The following is a 19,811-nucleotide window of genomic DNA, read 5'->3' on the forward strand; positions in this document are numbered from 1 at the left end:
ATAAAATCTTTCTGATTGTGAGTCGTGTAATTATCAGTTTCGTAACTACATGATGTTTCGTAACTGCATGTATCGTAAGTACAGGCTTGCGGAACGGCGCTCAAGCGGCCTCTTCCCAGCCCAACCATTCCCGGGACGTGCGGCCTGTATCGTGCTGGCAGCATCCATTCACCCGGAGACGGTCAGACCGCCACTTCCTGAAAAACGTCGTGTTCATAAAGATCCTCCATGCTGATGACCGTCCATATCTGGCTGTCACGGACGTAGTGACCGCGCACAAAGGGTTTTATTCTCTCGGGTAATGACGGGACATCACCGGAAAAATCATCCACCGGGAAGTACTGCATACCTTCGACCGAATCCACAATCAGACCGTCGATCTGGTCGTGTTGCTCGATCACCAGGATCCGACGGTTACGCATGGATTCCTGGCTGGGTGTCTCGAAAAACAGGTCCAGGTCAATCACTGGGATCAGTCGACCCCGGACATTGGATACACCCTGAACCCAGGGTTTGACGTTTGGCAGGCGGGTTACTGAGGGGACATTCAGGATTTCTGTAATTTCATCCATAGCCGCGACGAAGTAATGATCACCCAGTCGAAACCCGATGCCGCTCCAGGTTTCCCGCACCTCCTGCTGCTCGGGCAGGCCAGCGGCCTGGGTACGACAGCGCAGCGCGATGTCCCGCAGTAGCTGAATCGGAGTCATGTCGGCCATGAGTGTGCCGTCAGTCCTGAAGGTTGCCGGCGAGTACAGCCTCGACGGTCGACAACAGTTGATCTTCGGCGACCGGCTTGACCAGGTAACCGCTGGCACCCTGCCGACGACCCCAAACCCGGTCAGTTTCCTGATCTTTGGTGGTTACAATCACCACCGGAATGTGGGCGGTATCGGCACCTTTGGTCAACTGCCGGGTCGCCTGAAAACCATTCAGGCCGGGCATCACAATGTCCATTAACACGATGTCCGGCAACTCCTGACGTGCCAGGGCGACTCCATCGGCTCCATTATCAGCCGTCAATACTTCATGACCATGCTTTTCAAGCATGCCCTGAAACGCGTAGGTCTCAGTGGGAGAGTCGTCTACAATCAGAATCCGTGCCATGGTCCACCCGTTTATTTTTTAATCAGTAAATCAACAACAACAAACCGCTCAGCCGAAGCATGCGGTCATTATTTTACGTAATCCCGAATTGCGCCCAGTAACTCTTCCTTGCCAAAAGGCTTGGTCAGATACTGATCGCTGCCGACAATGCGGCCTTTCGCCTTGTCAAACAGGCCATCCTTACTGGACAGCATGATAACCGGCGTTTCTTTAAAGGCACTGTTGTTCTTAATCAGTGCACAGGTCTGATACCCGTCGAGTCGGGGCATCATGATATCCACAAAAATAATGTCCGGTTTGGTATCGGCTATTTTAGCGAGTGCATCGAAGCCGTCCGTCGCGGTGATCACCTCACAACCGACTTTCTTTAACAGCGTTTCCGCTGTGCGCCGGATGGTTTTGGAGTCGTCAATGACCATCACCTTGAGGCTTTCAAAGCTGTTTTCCATAGGTCATCCCAGGGTTGAAAGCTATATTTTGAGTACCAGTATATCGGGTACCGGGCTGCAGTTAGCGTACCAGTGATTGAGCCCGCATGTCTGGCCCATGCTGGCACTGATGTGCTGTATAACGCTCGCAGGCCAGGTTACCTGTAACCTGCTGCGTAGCAAAAACCGCCCCTGCTAACACGACGTTCCTACCCCGACAGCCAAAATCGGGGTATATCGTCGACCGCTGTCATGCCCGGACGCTCTGTTACTGGCTGTCTAATACTATGCTAGAACTTTTATCACAGAATCTAGCTATCCGCTATAAACGGCTGTAAAGAAAGTTGTTTTTGCTATACCAATCATCTATTACCATACCAGCCAATGATAACCCGAGGCTAGACATGAAATTAACGATCGGCATCGTGATGGACCCGATAGAGACCGTCACCTATAAAAAAGACAGCTCACTTGCCATGCTCTGGGCCGCTCAGGACCGGGGCTGGGAGCTGTTTTACATGACCCCGGCCGACCTTTTTCTGGACAACAGCCAGGCTAAGGGCCTGATGCGGCCCTTAAGTGTATTTCGTGACCCAGATCACTTTTATGAACTCGGAACGGCCAAAGCCGCGCCCTTGGCGGATCTTGATGTTATCCTGATGCGCAAGGACCCGCCATTCGACAACGAATATACCTATGCCACCTATTTGCTGGAACGTGCCGAACAGGCGGGCACGCTGATCGTTAACAAGCCGCAGGCGCTGCGCGATTGTAACGAAAAGTTATTTGCCACAGCCTTTCCGGACTGTTCACCGCCGCACCTGGTGACTCGCAATGCAGCCTTGCTGAAAGCCTTTCACGCAGAGCATGGCGATGTCATTTTCAAACCCCTGGATGGCATGGGCGGCAGTTCCATTTTTCGACTGAAACCCGACGATTCCAACGTATCCGTCATTATTGAAACACTGACCGAACACGGTAAGACGCAAACCATGGCCCAGAAATACCTGCCAGAGATCAAGGATGGCGACAAACGCATTTTGATGATTGACGGCGAGCCCGTCGATTATTGCCTGGCACGCCTGCCGGCCAAGGGCGAAACCCGCGGCAATCTGGCTGCCGGTGGTACTGGCCGTGCCCAGCCACTGACCGAGCGCGACCGCTGGATTGCCGCCCAGGTCGGGCCCGAGCTCAAGAAGCGCGGCTTGCTGTTCGTTGGCCTTGATGTCATTGGCGATTATCTGACTGAAATCAACGTTACTAGCCCGACTTGCATACGCGAAATTGATGCCGCGTTCGACACCGACATCGGTGGCAAACTGATGGATTTGATCGCCCGGAAGCGAGGAATGGCCTGATGTCGACCGCTGCCAGCGTAGGCGCTATCGATCGACTCAGCTTTACGCTGTTTCTGGCGCTTGGCTTGCACGCCCTGTTGATCTTCGGGGTCGGGTTCTCCGCCCCCGAAGCACGTTCCATCCCGCCAACCCTGGATGTCACGCTGGCACAGCACAGCCGCACAGAGCCAACGCCGCTCGACGAAGCCGATTTTCTGGCCGATGCCGATCAACAAGGCAGCGGTACTCAGGATGAAGCGGCACGCCTGACCTCGACCGAACAGGCCGAGATTGAAGACAATCAGGTGTTTCGCACCACACCGGAAGTGCAACAGCTGAATTTTGCCGAGCTGGAAGCGGCACGTAAGCGCATTCTAACCACCCGCACCGACACCAGCCGCACCGCTCTGGATCGGGCCGAGGAAGAAGCACCTCCGGTTGAGGAGCTGGCCAGTAACGACCCGCTGATGATCAGCCAGATCAACGATGTCGCCACCCTGCGCGCCATGCTCGATGAAAGCCGCCAAACCTACGCCAAGCGGCCCCGAGTCAGAACCCTGACCGCCGTCTCGGCGCGTCGATCGCTGGATGCCGCCTACGTCTTTAACTGGCTGGAAGAAGTCGAGCGGGTTGGTAACCAGAACTATCCGCAGGCGGCCCGTCAGGAGCGGCTGTCTGGCAGTGTCCGACTGGCCGTCAAGATGCGGGCCGATGGCAGCCTGGCCTCGGTCGAGGTCACTCAGAGCTCCGGTCATGCTTTGCTCGATCAGGCGGCCAAACGCATCGTTCACATGGCGGCACCCTTTGAACCCTTCAGCACCGAGATGGCACAGGAATACGACCAGTTGGAAATCATCCGCACCTGGCAATTCCGCACCGACAATCAGTTCAGCCGGGAAGCGTCATGACGCGGCCGGCCGGTCAGTGGCTGGGGTTTGATTTTGGCCTGGCCTGGATCGGCGTCGCTGCCGGCCAGACCATCACCGGCACTGCCACAGGCATTACCACCCTGCGCGCCCGTGACGGCATCCCGGACTGGCCAGTCATCGACCAGCTCGTTGCCGAGTGGCGCCCGGTCGGCTTCGCCGTCGGTATCCCGTACAACATGGACGGAACCGACAGCGAGATGGGCACCCGGGCCAACAAGTTCCGCAAACGCCTGCACGGTCGCTATGGACTGCCTGCTGAAGCGGTGGATGAACGGCTGAGCAGCCGAGAGGCCCGCAGTCACCTGGGGTTGCAAGGCGCCAGCCTGTCCCGTGCGCGCCAGGCCGACATCGACAGTCTGGCCGCCCAGCTGATTCTGGAAACTTTTCTTAGCCAGCCCGTGTGATATCGATATGCCCGTCACTGAGTCAGTCGATCTGCCCGAAGGCTACTATCTCGACAACTTTCGCCAACTGGTCAGTACCGTCGGCGAACGCTATGCCGACCTGCTGGATTCAGCCGACCAGCGCTTTCTCACCCGTTTTCGTGAACTGAGCGAACCTGCCGCCCGCCTGCTGGTTCGGTTGTACACGCGCAAGGGGCCGGTATTCAGAGTCAACCGTCTGAGCTATGCAGACGTAGGCCCCATTGAACCGGCCGTCGCCGAGCTGGTTCAAGCTGGCCTTCTGGATCCATCACCCCTAATGACGGCACTGGACATCGCCCGTTTGCTAACACTGCCCGACCTCAGACAATTGCCCTGGTGCCCGGACCCGCGCCTCAACAAGGCGGCCTTGCTTGAACATCTCGCCATAATGCCCGATTCCGGCTCGCCAGACGACTGGCAGCTGGCCGAGCCTCTGGTGGCCCGCTGCCACGATGCCACCCTGCGCCGCCTGCAACTGATGTACTTTGGCAATGGCCGCCAGAGCCTGACCGACTTTGTGCTGTCGGATCTCGGCGTCTTCCGCTACGAACGCTACCCGCTGAACCGCGCCCAGCGCTGGTTTCAGGACCCGGCCGACATCGACCAGACGCTGCACCTGATGGACCTGCGCGACCAGTACAATGAGGCCACAGAAACCAAATCAACGGAGTCATTACCCCCGATTGCCCAGGCATGCCTGGCCGCCGACTGGCGGCCCAGAGTTCAGGACCGGGCTTTTCGGCTGATGAACCAGCTCGGCTATCGGCTGGAGCAAGCCGGACACTGGTCGTTGGCCCTGGCGCTGTTGAGCACCAACGAGACACCCCCGGCGCGTGAGCGCCGGTGTCGTCTGCTGTACAAGCAGGAACGCTTTGCGGACTGCTGGGCGGCATTGCAGCCGATCCTGGATGCCCCGCAGGATGCCAGCGAAGCCCGTTTTGGGCCCCGCTTTCAGCCGCGCCTGGCGCGCAAACTCAAACGGCCGGTACTGAGTGTGTTAGCACCCACTGTCGTCGAGGACCGGGTTTTATGGGCGCCAGCGGCCATGAGTGTCGAGCAACTGGCCTGTACCCAGCTCGACGATGCGGTCTGGTTGGAAAATCAGCTGCCGCTGGCTATCTTCACGCTGGTGCACTGGCCCTGGCTGTTTGCCGACGTGCCCGGCGCCTTTCACCACCCCTTTCAATCGGGCCCGGCCGATCTCTACCAACCAGACTTTCTACAGCGTCGGGGCTCAGACCGGCACCGCCTGTACCAGACCCTGACGCAAACCCAGGCACGCCAGCATCTGGCGCACTACAGTCAGGATAAAGCCGGTTTGCAAAACCCCTTCTTTGGCTGGGGGGGGCTGAGTTCAGAGCTGTTACTGCGTTGTTTCGATGCGGTTCCCTGGGACCACTGGGTCCCGATATTCCGACACCTCTGGCTCGACCTGAAGCGTCACCGATCCGGCTTTCCCGACCTGTTTCAGTTCCTTTCGGACGGCTATAGGTTTATCGAAATCAAGGGGCCGGGTGACCGGCTGCAGGATAACCAGCGGGACTGGCTGGGGGTGTTCAGCCAAGCGGGTATTCCCGCCGAAGTCTGGTACGTCGAGTACACAACCGACGCCGAACCGGAAACGCCTGCGGATGACACAACCCCATGACCCCAAGGCCCCACTTTCGCATCTCGGTTCGTGCCCTGGCCGAGTTCTGCCTGGACGAAGGCGATCTGGTCAGCAGCTTCCGCGCCAGCCCCAGTGCGCTGGAGGGCCGGGAAACCCATCAGCTAACCCAGGCGCGCCGCACTCCGGGCTATCGACCCGAGCAAGCCGTCAGCCTCGACTGGCAACACCCGGACTTTGATCTGACCCTCAGCGGCCGTATCGATGGCGCCTGGGGCGACGGCATCGAAGAAATCAAAACACTGCGCATTTCGCCAGAGGAGTTGCCCGATTCCGCCCGGGCGCTGAATCAGCGCCAGGCACAACTCTATGCCGCGCTCTGGGCACTGCCCCGCCCCGAACAGGCGCAATGGACAGTAAGGCTGTGTTATGTACACAGCCAGACTCAGCAGGAATGGCATGAGGATGAACACTGGACCCGGGAGGCCCTGCTCGACCGGCTGACCGGGCACCTGGCGCGCTACGATCACTGGCTGCAACAACTGCACGAACACCGGCAAAGCCGGGATCGTGCCCTGGCCCGGGCCCGGTTTCCGTTCGATCAGATGCGCGCGGCACAACGCAGCATGGCCGAAACCGTCTACAAGGCCCAGGCGTTGCAGCGCAATGCCCTGATCGAAGCCCCAACCGGAACCGGCAAAACACTGGCAGCGCTCTTTCCCAGCCTGAAGGCACTGGGCGAGGGGCATCACCAGGGCGTGTATTACCTGACCATGAAAAACACCGGCCAGCCCCTGGTGCTCGACAGCATTCGGGCGCTGAACCTCGACACCAGCGACCTGATTACCCTGAACCTACAGGCGAAGGAGCGTTTGTGCCTCAGCCCGTCGACACCCTGCGACGGATCGGTCTGCCCATACGCCCGCGGCTACTTCGATAAGCGCCAGCGCTTGCGCCCGGCGCTGCTGGAGCAGGGTATCTGGGATCAGGCAACGCTGACCAGCCTGGGGGAGGAACATCAGATCTGCCCCTATTACCTGAGCCAGGACTGGGCCGTCTGGGCGGATCTGGTAGTCGGTGACGTCAATTACCTGTACGACACCACTGCCGTTCAGCCCTATCTGCTCCGGGAAGTGGACAACCAGGTCGCGGTGTTGATTGATGAAAGCCACAACCTGATCGACCGTGGCCGGGCCATGTTCAGCGCCGCTTTTTCCGGCCGTTCTCTAGCGGCCCTGAATGACGCAGCCCCGGCCAACGTGAAAGCGGCCCTGAAGCCTGTGCGGCGGGCGTTGCAACGCTGCCTGAACGATCAGAATGGCCTCAGCGAGCGACGGCCCGAGGCGCTGGTCCTGGCCCTGCGCACCTGGCTACAGGCCAGTGCCCGCCTGCTACGGGAAGCACCGTTCTGGGAGCCGGGGCCCGCCTGGGAAGCGCTGATTTTCGAGGCTGGTCGCTTCGCCCGTATTGATGAACTGGCCCAGCCTGAGGATTTCTGCTGGCGCTACCAGGGCAGTGAGAGCCGCGCTATCGACGACAAACGCATAGAGGTACTGTGCCTGAACCCGTCGCGCTTGCTGACCCAGAAGCACGACCTGGTCAACTCGGTTACCGGCTTCAGCGCCACGCTGACCCCCTGGCCTTACAGCCTGGCCATGACCGGCCTCGCCAATGCCGTGCCGCTGACGCTGCCATCGCCGTTTCAGCCACGGCAATTCAGAGTCACGCTGATTACCGATGTGTCCACCCGCTATCGCGACCGCGCCGGCCTGAAAGACGCCGTTCTCCCTCTGGTCCGGCAATTCCGTCGCCAGACCCGGGGCAATGCGCTGGTCTTTTTCTCCAGCTACCAGCAGATGGCTGGCGTATTCGAGGCGTTCGCTGATGACCCGACTGTGATGGCGCCCACCCGCGATGCCACCTTGCTGGAGCGACTGGCGTTGCTCGACCGGCTGAGAAATGAACAGGGGTTGATGGTAATGGCGCCCCTGGGCGGGGTACTGGGGGAAGGCATCGACCTGCCCGGCGATGCGCTAACCGGCGTTATGGTCGTCGGCCCTGGTCTACCACAGGTCAACGAGCTCAATAACCGCATTCGCCACGCCCTGGACCGACAGGGTCAGCCCGGTTTCGACTTTGCCTACCGCTACCCCGGACTGCACAAAGTGCTGCAAGCGGCCGGTCGCTGCGTGCGCACCGAAACCGACGAAGGCGATATCTGGCTATTGGACGACCGCTTCGCCGAGTATTACCGCAATGGCTGGTTACCGCCGCACTGGCAGGTGGTGATGCGGCGGCGCGAGGAGGTGTTAGAGGTTACGCCAGACTGACGCGGTTGCGGCCCAGATCTTTCGACTGGTACAACGCCTGATCGGCCAGGCTGATCCATTCGGAGTGTGATGAAAGCTCAGCGTTCCAGCTGGCGACGCCAAGGCTGATGGTCACCTGCAAGTTCACGTCTTCAGATTTCAGCACCTGCTCCTCAACATGCACCCGCAACCGCTCGGCCAGAGTAACTGCATCTTCACCGGTGGTATCGGGCAGAATGACCGCAAACTCCTCGCCACCGTAACGCCCGGCCAGATCCGTAGCGCGCAACGTATCGCGAATCACCGAGGCGACCATGCGAATCACATCGTCGCCAATGGTGTGGCCGTGTGTGTCGTTGACGGCCTTGAAGTGGTCGATGTCCATCATGATCAGCGAGGTCGGTTGCTGGGCCCGCTGTTGACGTTTGAATTCCTGCAACAACTGGTGTTCCCAGTAGCCGCGGTTGAACAAGCCCGTCAAGCCATCCTTGCGCGAAAATTCCTTCAGCCGCTGGTTGGCTTTTTGCAATTCAATCTTGCTTACCGCTACGTCGCTGACATCGTAGACGATGATGCACAGACTGTTCACCTCACCTTTGGTGTCGGCCACCGGAATAAAGGTGCAATTCTGATACATGAACTCGGACGTACCGGTAATGGGCCGGTTGTTCTTGAACCGGAATACATAGGGGCGCTGCTCCCAGGTAGTAAAAGCCCGGTTGCGCAACTCAATCACGGTTCTTGCCTTGTGCTCGAACCAATGCCGGGGAATATCGGGAAACACGGCGAACAGATTCTTCCCCAGGGCATCCTGTGGCGAGATACCACTGTGGTTTTCCATAAAGCCGTTCCAGGCCATCACCTTGTAGTCCAGATCGACCACTAGCATCCCGACGTCGATGGTCTGCAGTACTTCAATTAACCAGTGGAAATCATCTACTGAATTGCGCGGTGGCGACATGATCACTCCAGCATGAAACGGACTTTGCTTTCGAGCACTGCCAAACTGTCTTCGGTAAACAGCAGTAGCAGATCGCAATCGACATTGCGGCTCTCAAGGCGATACGGAATTTCAATGGTCAGCGCCCGTTTCCAGTTGCCAGTCTGATTGTTCACCAGGTCCTGTAGGTGCAGGTGCTGGCCAAGCAACACCGGCTGACCCTGGCTGAAGGAGACATCCAGCTGTTCAGTCAGCCCTTTCAGACACGCACCGATCAGAATGTTCGCGATGTCCATCAACAATTCAAGTTCGATGTCCGGCGTGATATCGCCCTTGAACTCAGTCAGTTCGGCGATGTCCTGAAAGCTGGTGTCGTTGAAGATCAGCAAGGCTTCGCCGGAAATGCGGGAACCGACAAACCCCTGGCAGACGGCACTGACGGAATCGACCGATTTGAGCGACGACAGCGCCATTTTCAGTTCGTTGCGTTCCAGCAAATTGACCACCGGAATCGGCAGCACCACATAATTGTTCAGTAACCTGGCCAGCAGGTCAGCGGCGCGACCCATGGCCACGTTGGCGATTTCCTGAAATACGTCGCGCATTTCTTCATCGAGATGCTCAGCGCTCATCAGGTCACCCCGCATAGATGCCGAAGTCGGTCAGCACTTGCTGCAACCGCTGGGCATCCACTGGTTTTTTGATAAAATCGACCGCTCCCAATCTTTTCACACGTGCCATGGCTTCGGGCTGAATATCGCCGGAGATCACAATCACCAGACAGGGCATATCCTGCTTCTTGATGGCCTCCAGCACTTCAAAGCCATCCATCACCGGCATGGTCAGGTCGAGAAACACCACATCGCCTTTACCGGCGCTGATCGCGGCTAACCCTTCCTCGCCATTACCGGCAAAGGTAACGTCTATGTCCCAACCTGGAGGCAGTGCTCGCTGCACCTGTTTGCGGGCAAAACTAGAATCGTCACAGATCAGGACGGGTGTCGACATGGTTACTCCATCATGCAAATTGACATCTTTGAATGCACAGACGCTATCGCTCAGCAGCTATCGCCCGGTAAACAGGACGATCCGCTCTCTGAGTAAAGGCAAGAAACGACGCTCTGGCAAACCGGAAAACGGACCTTTTTCTCATTCTGACACATGCAAGTGCGGGTCCCAGTCTTTCCAGACTGGCTGGTAGTCTAACCTTTGCACAGCAGCAACGACATCCTTCAAGGTGCGATTGTCGTCAATACTGAACTGTTCCAGCGCTAAATCCGGCTCTACGACATAGCCACCGGGCCGGGTGGAAGACCCGGCACTCAAGCTGGTCACCCCCAGGGGCAGCAAGTGCTCGCGCAACGCGGCGGGCTCCCGGGTCGACAGACTCAGGTCCAGATTGGGGCTGAACAGACGCCAGGCACAGATCAGTTGCACCAGGTCGGCATCCGATAACGGATGCGGTGCTATAAAGCCCCCTTCAGCCGGCCTCAACCGGGGAAACGACATCGAGAACCGGCTGCGCCAGCAGCGACGCTCCAGATACCGAAGATGATGCGCCGCCATCAGGCTGTCCAGCCGCCAGTCGGCCAGCCCGAGCAACACCCCCATACCCAGGCGGTGTATGCCCGCGGCGCCCGCCCGCGCCAGTGCCGCCAGGCGGTGATCGTAGTCGGCCTTGTTACCGCGGGTATGGTGCTGATGGTAGGTCGGCCGATGATAGGTTTCCTGGTACACCAGCACCGCATGCAGCCCGGCCCGGTGCAAGCGACGGTAGTCGTCGGTCGACATGGGCTGCACCTCCAGGCTGATCTGTGCAACCTCAGAGCCCAGTTGCTGCAATGCTCGCTCGAAGTAGTCGACCCCTGCCACCCGCGGCGCTTCACCAGCCACTAACAGCAGGTGCTCAAACCCCTGGCGCTTCAAAAAGGCCACCTCCATGGCCAATTCGGCTGCCGTCAGCACCTTGCGGCGCACCCGGTTGCTCATTGAAAAACCGCAATAGTCGCATTCATTGGCACAGGCATTACTGACGTAAAGCGGCGCAAACAGCTGCTGTACCCGTCCGAATCGCTGCACCGTCAGCTGGTGACTGAGCTGCGCCATGGTTTCCAGATAAGGCCGTGCAGCCGGGCTGAGCAGCGCCATCAGGTCATCCGTGGTGCGCTGGGAACGGGCCAGTGCGCGCTCCACATCGACAGCCGTTTTGGCATAGAGCGACAACCCTGAGGTCTGCCAGTCGGGCGGCTGGAAATCATGGTCAGCCTGCATCGGAATCACCCCCGGTCTCCAGGAAAGCCGTCAACGGGCTGGATGCTGCGGCCCGCAGGCCCGGTGTGGCCAGCCCGGCCTGGCGCGCCTGAAAGCCCGCCTCAACCGCCGCTCTGAAAGCAGCCGCCATTGCCACCGGGTCGGTTGCGGTGGCGATGGCTGTATTGACCAGCACCGCATCGGCGCCCCGCTCCATGGCTTCAGCCGCCTGGGATGGCGCACCGAGGCCTGCGTCGACAATCACCGGCACCCTGGATTGCTCGATAATAATGTCAAGAAAGGGCCCGGTGACCAGACCCTGGTTGGAGCCAATGGGTGCCGCCAGGGGCATTACCGCCGCACAGCCGGCCTCCTCCAGGCGTTTGCACAACACGGGGTCGGCGTGCACATAAGGCAGAACGATAAACCCCAGCTGTACCAGGCGCTCCGCCGCCTTCAGGGTTTCCACCGGGTCGGGCAGCAGATAGCGCGGGTTCGGGTGAATCTCCAGCTTGAGCCAGGGCGTACCCATGGCTTCGCGGGTCAGTTGCGCCGCCTGAATGGCCTCTTCGGCCGTGCGCGCACCGGAGGTATTGGGCAACAGGCGGTACCCGGCTGCCTGCAGGGGCTCGAAAATGGCATCCCTGTCGCGCCGGTCGAGTCGACGCAGCGCCAGCGTCACCAGCCCGGTTCCGCTGCTGGCAAGCGCATCAAGCATGGTAGCGGGGGTGCTGAACTTGCCGGTTCCGGTCAGCAGGCGCGATGAAAATGACGTATTGGCAATGGTTAGCATCATCAGCCTCCTGCCACAGCTGAAAACAGATCGAGTCGGTCACCCTCGGCCAGTTGCCGCTGCGACCAGAGTGGGCGGGGAACCACATCGCCGTTGCAGGCTACCGCCAGACCCTTGGGTGCCGGTGCATCACGCACTTCCAGGTAAGACGACAGGGCTTCGGCCAGTGTTGCATCAGCGGCCAGTTCGAACCCTTCACCGTTGCAAAAAATCTTCATGTTGCACCTCCGGTCAGACATTGCCACTGTCGGTCCAGATCGCGCCAGGCGTGGGGCGGTGACTCAGCCTCCGTGATAGCGGTCACCATCGCGACCCCGGATACGCCACAAGCGGCCACTGCCTCCAGGTGCCTTTCCTTGATGCCGCCAATGGCAACGGTCGGACAGGCAGCGTCAAGCAACGCCTGGTACTCCGCCAGACGGCCCAGGCCCTGTGGCTGGCTGGGCATGACCTTGGTGGTCGTCGCGAACACATGACCCAGGGCAATGTAGCTCGGCTGCAACCGCCGGGCACGACACAGCTCGGCGTAGCCATGCGTTGAAATACCCAGGCGCAAACCCGCCCGCTGCAGGGCCGGCAAGTCCACACCGGCCAGATCCTCCTGCCCCAGGTGCACGCCAAAGGCACCGAACTCCAGCGCCAGCGCCCAGTGATCGTTGATAAACACCTGCGCCTGGTAACGTTCACCCAGCTCGACAGCACGGTTGATCTGAGCCGCCAGCCGTTCGGTATCCAGGGTTTTCAGGCGCAATTGAATCGTGCCAGCCCCCGCCGCCAGCAAGGTCTCGAGCAGGTCGACATCGCCAACCACCGGATAAACGCCCGGTGCCCGGTTCAATTCCGCAAACGCCTTGCCCGGTGTCGGGTCATCCCCGTTCTGCCAGATGTCGGCAAACGGCATCCCCGACCGGCTTGCAACGGCCTGGCGTGTCAGCGTGCCAGCACCCTGCCCGGTTTCATAAGCCTGTTGCAGCCCACGGTGCACGAAGGCATTGGCAAGGGCGACGGCGTCAATCGGGTCATAGCCCAGCGCTCGGCTAGCCGCCCAGGCGCTGCTGAGTGTGCAGCCAGTGCCGTGGGTGTGCGGCGTGTTGAGCCGGGGCTGCCGTAAGCACCAGTGTCCGCTGGTGTCGAAACACTGGTCGGTGACCTGGGATTCCAAGGGCGCATGTCCGCCTTTCAGCAAGACGCTCACGCCAGAGTCTTGGTGCAAACGCCGGGCCGCCTCCTGTTGCACGTGCGGATGACCATCGCACCCGGTCAGCCAGCTCAGTTCGGGCTGATTGGGGGTGACCAGATCCACCAGTGGCAGCAGCCGGTGCAGGGCGGCGTGAACGGCCGGCTCCGTCAGTGCATCGCCACTGGTCGCGACAGCGACCGGGTCGAGCACGACCGCCAGCCCTGGCCAGCGTTCGCGCCAGGCGGGCAAGGCCTGAACCAGGTAATCGATCTGCGCAAGACTGGCAAGCAACCCAATCTTGATCGCCGCTGGTGGCAGATCATCGGCCAGAGCGGTCAATTGCGCCTGAAACACCGCCAACGACACCGGTTCAGCCATGATCAACCCCTGGCTGTTCTGCGCCGTCACCGAGGTGATAACCGTGGCGGCATGGCCGCCCAGAGCCGTGATGGCCAGAATGTCAGCCTGGATACCAGCCCCCCCGCCACTGTCGCTGCCAGCGATGCTCCAGACGATGGGACGCGGCTCACTCATGCTCACCTCCCTGCGCCGGCGTATAGAGCCGCGCGCCCTGGTCGCGAAATTCGGCCGATTTTTGCGCCATGGCACTGTCCAGCTCGGCCTGGAGGGGTATCCGCTCTGCGTCGGCTCTTTCCGCTGCCACGGTATCACGCACTTCCTGGCTGATTTTCATCGAGCAGAATTTGGGGCCGCACATGGAACAGAAATGGGCCACTTTATGGCCTTCCTTGGGCAAGGTCTGGTCGTGAAACTGACGGGCGGTATCCGGATCGAGCGCCAGGTTGAACTGGTCCTCCCAGCGGAACTCGAACCGCGCCCGGCTCATGGCATTGTCGCGAATCTGAGCACCGGGGTGGCCCTTGGCCAGGTCGGCCGCGTGGGCCGCAATCTTATAGGTGATCAGCCCCTGCTTGACGTCATCCCTGTCCGGCAGGCCGAGGTGCTCCTTGGGAGTGACGTAACACAGCATGGCGCAGCCGTACCAGCCGATCATGGCCGCGCCGATGCCCGAGGAGAAATGATCGTAGCCCGGCGAAATATCCGTGGTCAGCGGGCCCAGGGTGTAGAACGGCGCCTCATCGCAGCATTCCAGCTGCTTATCCATGTTCTCCTTGATCAGATGCATGGGCACGTGACCCGGCCCTTCAATCAATGTTTGAACGTCGTGCTTCCAGGCGATCTGCGTCAGTTCACCCAGGGTTTCCAGCTCAGCGAACTGGGCCGCGTCGTTGGCATCGGCAATGGAGCCAGGGCGAAGACCATCGCCCAGTGAGAACGACACATCGTACGCCTTCATAATGGCGCAGATGTCCTCAAAGTGGGTGTAGAGAAAGCTCTCCTTATGATGCGCCAGACACCATTTGGCCATGATCGAGCCACCGCGACTGACAATGCCGGTCACCCGATCCACTGTCATCGGAATATGGTGCAGGCGCAGACCGGCATGAATGGTGAAATAATCGACGCCCTGCTCGGCCTGCTCAATCAGCGTATCGCGATACATTTCCCAGCTGAGGTCTTCGGCAACGCCCCCGACTTTTTCCAGGGCCTGATACAGCGGGACGGTGCCAATCGGCACCGGCGAATTGCGCAGTATCCACTCGCGGGTCTCGTGGATGTTGGCCCCGGTCGACAAGTCCATCACCGTGTCGGCGCCCCAGCGGGTGGCCCAAACCAGCTTGTCGACTTCTTCTTCAATGCCCGAAGTGACGGCCGAATTGCCGATGTTGGCGTTCACTTTCACCAGAAAGTTACGGCCAATGATCATCGGTTCGGCTTCGGGGTGATTGATGTTGCAGGGGATGATAGCCCGGCCCCGGGCAACCTCGTCGCGCACAAACTCCGGGGTGATGTGTTCGGGAATGGCCGCGCCAAACGCTTCACCCCGATGCTGGCGCGCCAGTGTCTCGTCTTTCAGCCGTTCGCGGCCGAGGTTTTCCCGAATAGCGATGTACTCCATTTCCGGGGTGACAATGCCCTGGCGGGCATAATGCATTTGGGTGACATTGCGACCGGTTTTGGCCTTGCGCGCCAGGCGGTTGCGCGTGAATCTCAATGCAGTCAGTGCCGGATCACTGGCGCGCTGGCGCGCGTAATCCGAGCCCGGCGCATCCTGCCATTCGGTATCGTCGCGCGCTTCAATCCAGGGTTCTCGCAGTGCAGCCAACCCGCGTCGTAAATCAATCTGCGCATTCGGGTCGGTATAGGGGCCTGAAGTATCGTAGACAATCACGGGTTCATTGGTGCGCCACTCGGGCGAAGCCGTCGTACCGCCCACCCGGGTATCCGAGAGATGAATAGCGCGCATACCGACCTGAATATCCAGCTGGGAACCGGCAATGTAGAGCCGCTCTGAGTTGGGAAAAGGGGCGATGGCGTCGTCTCTTAATTGCTGAACACGCTCGCCCAGCGGGGCGCCCGATGTCTGTTTGGCCGATTTTTTAGTGGCTGGTGTGGATAAAGTCATTTCGATCGTTCCTCGCAAAAGCGACGGAGCGAACGCAGGGGAGCTGGGGGTGCAAACAAGGTGTTGGACAATAAACAACAGACGCCCGGGTCTGCTGTCTGCCAACACACACCCGAACAAGCCTTCAAACCCGGTAAGCCCGGTTTGAACTGGAAATACCGGAACCCGGTGGGCTCATTGCCGACAGGGCGTGGCCCCAAGACTGGTATTCCCCTTGTTTCCTTCGCGAGTACGAACTCGATCAGGTTCAACGGATCCCGCTAGTGCGATCTCAGCCAGGGGTTGGTTACCCCGGCACTCCGACAAGACCCGAACAGGGTACTGCCTCCTGCCCAATAGAACAAGCGGGACCCTGACTCACCTGTGCGTATCAGCCGATTTCCACCACACGCATCAGACAGCAAGAAAGTACAGAAACCAGCGGGTTTTATACAGGCTCTGGCGACGTCCACGCCCTACCCTTAATTGGCACAATAACAACAATCTTCTGCTAACCAAGCAGCTTACCGTTCAGGTGCTCCCATGACTGCAACACTGCCTTCCCTGAGTATTGTCGGCCGCATCATTCTGGGGTTTACTGTCGTTCTGGTGTTTGTCGCCGCGACATCGAGCCTCAGCATTCGCAATGCATCGACCACCATTGACCAACTGACTTTATTGACGGAATCAGCAACCCCCGTCGCTCAGATCACCCAGCGTGTTGATCTGCTGACCGCCCGTCTCGCTGAAGACTTTCAGGCTGCCATTAATGTCGAGTCCGTTGCCGGTCTCTCCGTGCTAATCGACCGGCTGGCCGAGCACGAAACCCGGCTGGACACGGAACTGGAGGCCTTGCAGCAACGCCTCGACAGCCTGCCCGATACCGCCGATGAGAACCAGGCACTGGGCAGGCTACGGGATCAACTCGCCGGGGTAATGACCTCGGCGCGCCAGCTCGTGGATGACAAGGCGGTCAGCTTGAGTTTCGAAACACGGTACAACGAACTGGTTGCTGAATCGGCATCGATCCGCAATGAACTGGCACCCGCTTTTGACGAGTTCTCACTGTCGCTTGCCGACGACTATGCTCTGGCGGTTGCTTACGAATTCTACGCATCCTTTCTCAATGGATTGTTGTTGCTAAAAGACATCAGCCTGGCCGCGAGCGCTCAGGAACTTGAGCAACTCAGTACCCAGTTTGACCAATGGGACCAGCGCCACCAAAACCAGTTTTTCAGTTTTACAACGCTGGCGATGAACTACCCTTCGTCGCGCCCCTTCATGCAATCGGCACAGCGTATTACCGCCCAGATTCAAGGCCTGGCCCGTGGGGAAACCCTCCAGGATTTAGAGACCGGTACAGAGAGCCCTCAGCCAGGGTTGATAGCCAGCCAGTCGGCTTTGCTGGACTATCGCCAAACGGCTTCGCGCCAGGCAGAGTCGGTACAAACCACCCAACACAGTATTCAGGAAACCTTGTCGACACTGAACACTTTTTCCCAGGCGTTTGCACGCGAGGTCGCCAATGGCGTTAATACCAGCCTGGCGCGAAGCACGAACTTTATCCTCTTTGGTCTGGCAGCCATCTTTCTGACCGTAGCCATGGTGCTGTGGCTGATCATCACCAGCATTCGCAGCCCACTGACTACCCTGAAAGCAGCGCTTAAAGCACTGGCAGCGGGCGACCTGACCCGAACCGTACAGTCGCACCACCGCGATGAAATGGGCGACCTGATCACGGCGGTTGAAGCGGTTCGACTCGGCTTGAGCGACATAATTACCGACCTGAAAGCCAAGTCTCACGCCATTACCGACTCCGCCCAGCAGAGCCAGCAACTGAGCGAATCAGTCGGCTCCGCATCCCAGGAACAGGCGTCGGAAACCGAGCGCATTCTGACGGCGGTTCACAGCATGGAAGAAGCCGTTCAGCAGGTTGTTGTACTGTCGGAGCAAGGCCAGCAGGTAGCGGTAACAGCGCACGGTGAATTACATGCCACAGCGCTTGAAATTAGGGAGAACACCGTGGCGATGACAGTCTTACAACAGACCTTCACTGAAGCCACCGAAACCATCTCACAGCTCAATAACGACATGAAGGGTGTTGAAATCATCTCAACCACCATCGAAGGCATCGCTGAACAAACCAATCTGCTTGCGCTCAATGCCGCTATCGAAGCGGCCCGGGCCGGCGATCAGGGGCGGGGGTTTGCCGTGGTTGCCGATGAGGTGAGGTTGCTGGCCAGCCGTACCTCAGAATCAACGGCAGAAATCAGAAAAACCATCGATGGCTTGGTCGCCGCCTTCGAGGCACTGTCCAGTTCTATTCGGCAAGGTCGCACGAAAATTGATACCAGTTGCCGGGTGTCGACCCAGGCCGATACTGCCATCAACGAATTTAAAAACCGCATTAACCGGATTCAGGAACTCAGTGACCAGGTGTCCGACATCGCTCAACATCAGGAACACAGCACTGCAGCCATTCGTAGTCAGGTTGACCAGGTCAACCACAATGCTCGCCGGGCTGAAGCTGCTGCAAAAACATCGAGTGATAACAGCCATCAGCTCAGCACCATGGCCAGGGAACTGGACGCCATGGTCATGCGCTTTCAGAGTTGACTTTATTCGTAGGCATCAATATCGCGATCATCCAGATACCGGGCTATGCGGTGTGCCGCATTGGCAAAGTCAGTGGCCGCTAGCAGCGTAGCAGTAACCGTATCCTCGTCATTTGGATCGAATTGCTCCAGCAGGTGCGCCAGCAAACCACCCAGGTGATTGCCCACTTGCTGGAACTCTGCGGTCTGAACAAACTGTATCCCCCGGTAGGGAATGGGTTGCACTGAAGACCGGTTGAAATCCGTCGACTGAATAGCGGCGATAGTGACATCGGCGAACGCCGCATATTGCCGATAGTCGGCGTCATCATAAAGTGCCAGACGCGTTCCCGGTGGCACATACTGAATACCGTAATTGTCGGCGACCAATTGCTGGTATGTCTCCGAGGTAGCCCATTCAATAAATTTCCAGGCAGCGGCTTTAACGTTTGATTGCTCTGGCACTGAAAAACCCCAGGCCCACAACCAGTTAGCGCCTCTTCCCGTTACTTCATGAGGTGCTTGCCGGTAATCGATGTCCGGGTAATCGGAGTGCGCTGCCAGGGCGCCGCCTGCTGCGGTCGAGTCGACCCACAGATCGCAATCACCCCGCAAGAAAGCCGCCAGGTTCTCGGTGTAACCGTTGCGCCAGGCGCCAGGCAACCCATAGCGGTGTTGCAGCCCAAGATAAAATCTGATCGCGTTTTGCCACTGCTGTGAATCAATGGTCGAACGCCACTGCGTATTGTACCAGCGCCCGCCAAAACTATTGACCAGGGTTGACACCAGCGCCATGTTTTCGCCCCAACCGGGTTTGCCTCTCAGGCAGATCCGGCCATGAGCGCCACCAGAGCGTGTGGACAGTTCATTCAGCAATTGCTCAATCCCAGTCCAGGTAGGTTGCTCCGGTACGGTTAGATCATATCGCGAGAAAATATCCTTACGAAAATAGGTGATCGAACTTTCACCATAAAATGGAAGTCCATAGTACTGATTGCCGACCTGAAAACCCGTGATTATTTCGGGTATCCACCCAGTCTGTGTTAGATCACCCGCCATGTCGGCAGGAACGGAACTTAAACGACCTGAGCCACCCCATAGAGTAGCCTCAAGCATACCGACCGTGTACACATCATACTTGGGGTCATCGCGCTTGCTGTCCCGAGACTGCATCAGCCGCAACACCGATTCATCAACGACGTTCCACTCGAGCTGAATACCCGGGTTCTCACGCTCAAAATGCTGTGACAGGGTTTGCATGCGAAGCATGTCTTCGTTAGCGACGGTGGCGACTCTAACCGTTTCACCCAAGCCAGTTGCTGAGATAATGCTCAGAGCCATAATGCGAAGGGAATACTGAAAAAACGTTGCGTTCGAGTTCATTTTTTGCACCTTTTTGTTTTCCATTGAACTCGGTGCACAATCTATAAACTAATGCTTTACTCA

General features: G+C 58.8%; 18 protein-coding genes and 1 riboswitch. Of the genes, 6 read left to right on the plus strand and 12 right to left on the minus strand.

Annotation, left to right across the window (positions count from 1 at the left end; translation table 11 throughout):
- Positions 1-182 precede the first annotated feature (182 nt).
- The 3 genes from ACHUE7_RS20035 to pilG all read right to left on the minus strand — a co-directional run bounded on the left by ACHUE7_RS20035 (position 183) and on the right by pilG (position 1,556).
- Positions 183-719, minus strand: a complete 537-nt coding sequence (locus tag ACHUE7_RS20035) for a chemotaxis protein CheW (RefSeq protein WP_394171635.1) — start codon at positions 717-719, stop codon at positions 183-185.
- Between the two features lie 10 nt (positions 720-729).
- Positions 730-1,107, minus strand: coding sequence for a twitching motility response regulator PilH (pilH, locus tag ACHUE7_RS20040; protein ID WP_028671182.1), 378 nt, complete (start codon positions 1,105-1,107; stop codon positions 730-732).
- 68 nt (positions 1,108-1,175) lie between these two features.
- The gene (gene pilG / locus ACHUE7_RS20045) at positions 1,176-1,556 is read right to left on the minus strand and encodes a twitching motility response regulator PilG (RefSeq protein WP_028671183.1); all 381 of its coding nucleotides are present in this window, start codon (positions 1,554-1,556) and stop codon (positions 1,176-1,178) included.
- A gap of 383 nt (positions 1,557-1,939) precedes the next feature.
- On the opposite strand from pilG, the gene gshB reads away from it, so the two are divergent.
- The 5 genes from gshB to ACHUE7_RS20070 are packed head-to-tail and all read left to right on the plus strand — an operon-like array spanning position 1,940 to position 8,162.
- Positions 1,940-2,893: a glutathione synthase gene (gene gshB, locus ACHUE7_RS20050; protein ID WP_394171636.1), complete on the plus strand. Its 954-nt coding sequence runs from the start codon at positions 1,940-1,942 to the stop codon at positions 2,891-2,893.
- Positions 2,893-3,780: an energy transducer TonB gene (locus tag ACHUE7_RS20055; RefSeq protein ID WP_394171637.1), complete on the plus strand. Its 888-nt coding sequence runs from the start codon at positions 2,893-2,895 to the stop codon at positions 3,778-3,780. The genes gshB and ACHUE7_RS20055 overlap by 1 nt, the downstream gene beginning before the upstream one ends.
- Positions 3,777-4,205 (plus strand): Holliday junction resolvase RuvX, encoded by a 429-nt coding sequence (ruvX, locus tag ACHUE7_RS20060; protein ID WP_394171638.1) that lies wholly within the window; start codon positions 3,777-3,779, stop codon positions 4,203-4,205. Before ACHUE7_RS20055 ends, ruvX begins: the two co-directional genes overlap by 4 nt.
- 7 nt (positions 4,206-4,212) lie before the next feature.
- Positions 4,213-5,874 carry a VRR-NUC domain-containing protein gene (locus tag ACHUE7_RS20065; protein ID WP_394171639.1) on the plus strand — a complete coding sequence of 554 codons (1,662 nt, stop codon included), beginning with the start codon at positions 4,213-4,215 and terminating at the stop codon, positions 5,872-5,874.
- Positions 5,871-8,162 (plus strand): ATP-dependent DNA helicase, encoded by a 2,292-nt coding sequence (locus ACHUE7_RS20070; RefSeq protein WP_394171640.1) that lies wholly within the window; start codon positions 5,871-5,873, stop codon positions 8,160-8,162. The genes ACHUE7_RS20065 and ACHUE7_RS20070 overlap by 4 nt, the downstream gene beginning before the upstream one ends.
- On the opposite strand, the gene ACHUE7_RS20075 is transcribed toward ACHUE7_RS20070, so the two are convergent.
- The 8 genes from ACHUE7_RS20075 to thiC all read right to left on the minus strand — a co-directional run bounded on the left by ACHUE7_RS20075 (position 8,149) and on the right by thiC (position 15,792).
- Positions 8,149-9,102 carry a sensor domain-containing diguanylate cyclase gene (locus ACHUE7_RS20075; protein WP_394171641.1) on the minus strand — a complete coding sequence of 318 codons (954 nt, stop codon included), beginning with the start codon at positions 9,100-9,102 and terminating at the stop codon, positions 8,149-8,151. The two genes, ACHUE7_RS20070 and ACHUE7_RS20075, sit on opposite strands and share 14 nt — an antisense overlap.
- A gap of 2 nt (positions 9,103-9,104) precedes the next feature.
- On the minus strand, positions 9,105-9,713 hold the full coding sequence (locus ACHUE7_RS20080) for a histidine kinase (protein WP_164744006.1): 609 nt from the start codon (positions 9,711-9,713) through the stop codon (positions 9,105-9,107).
- A gap of 4 nt (positions 9,714-9,717) precedes the next feature.
- Positions 9,718-10,089, minus strand: coding sequence for a response regulator (locus ACHUE7_RS20085; protein WP_394171642.1), 372 nt, complete (start codon positions 10,087-10,089; stop codon positions 9,718-9,720).
- A 141-nt stretch (positions 10,090-10,230) separates the two neighbouring features.
- Positions 10,231-11,352 carry a 2-iminoacetate synthase ThiH gene (thiH, locus tag ACHUE7_RS20090; protein ID WP_394171643.1) on the minus strand — a complete coding sequence of 374 codons (1,122 nt, stop codon included), beginning with the start codon at positions 11,350-11,352 and terminating at the stop codon, positions 10,231-10,233.
- Positions 11,342-12,127 carry a thiazole synthase gene (locus tag ACHUE7_RS20095; protein WP_394171644.1) on the minus strand — a complete coding sequence of 262 codons (786 nt, stop codon included), beginning with the start codon at positions 12,125-12,127 and terminating at the stop codon, positions 11,342-11,344. Before ACHUE7_RS20095 ends, thiH begins: the two co-directional genes overlap by 11 nt.
- Positions 12,127-12,342, minus strand: a complete 216-nt coding sequence (thiS, locus tag ACHUE7_RS20100; protein ID WP_394171645.1) for a sulfur carrier protein ThiS — start codon at positions 12,340-12,342, stop codon at positions 12,127-12,129. Before thiS ends, ACHUE7_RS20095 begins: the two co-directional genes overlap by 1 nt.
- Positions 12,339-13,838, minus strand: a complete 1,500-nt coding sequence (gene thiD / locus ACHUE7_RS20105) for a bifunctional hydroxymethylpyrimidine kinase/phosphomethylpyrimidine kinase (protein ID WP_394171646.1) — start codon at positions 13,836-13,838, stop codon at positions 12,339-12,341. The genes thiS and thiD overlap by 4 nt, the downstream gene beginning before the upstream one ends.
- Positions 13,831-15,792 carry a phosphomethylpyrimidine synthase ThiC gene (gene thiC / locus ACHUE7_RS20110; RefSeq protein WP_394171647.1) on the minus strand — a complete coding sequence of 654 codons (1,962 nt, stop codon included), beginning with the start codon at positions 15,790-15,792 and terminating at the stop codon, positions 13,831-13,833. Before thiC ends, thiD begins: the two co-directional genes overlap by 8 nt.
- Positions 15,793-15,993: 201 nt before the next feature.
- Positions 15,994-16,104: riboswitch (TPP riboswitch) on the minus strand.
- 210 nt (positions 16,105-16,314) lie between these two features.
- Between thiC and ACHUE7_RS20115 the strand changes: the two genes are divergently transcribed.
- The gene (locus ACHUE7_RS20115; protein ID WP_394171648.1) at positions 16,315-18,387 is read left to right on the plus strand and encodes a HAMP domain-containing methyl-accepting chemotaxis protein; all 2,073 of its coding nucleotides are present in this window, start codon (positions 16,315-16,317) and stop codon (positions 18,385-18,387) included.
- 2 nt (positions 18,388-18,389) lie between these two features.
- On the opposite strand, the gene ACHUE7_RS20120 is transcribed toward ACHUE7_RS20115, so the two are convergent.
- Complete coding sequence (locus tag ACHUE7_RS20120) at positions 18,390-19,748, minus strand: ABC transporter substrate-binding protein (protein WP_394171649.1); 1,359 nt, start codon at positions 19,746-19,748, stop codon at positions 18,390-18,392.
- Between the last annotated feature and the right edge of the window lie 63 nt (positions 19,749-19,811).

Source organism: Saccharospirillum alexandrii (assembly GCF_043641555.1).
In the GTDB taxonomy this organism is placed as follows: domain Bacteria; phylum Pseudomonadota; class Gammaproteobacteria; order Pseudomonadales; family Natronospirillaceae; genus Saccharospirillum; species Saccharospirillum alexandrii_A.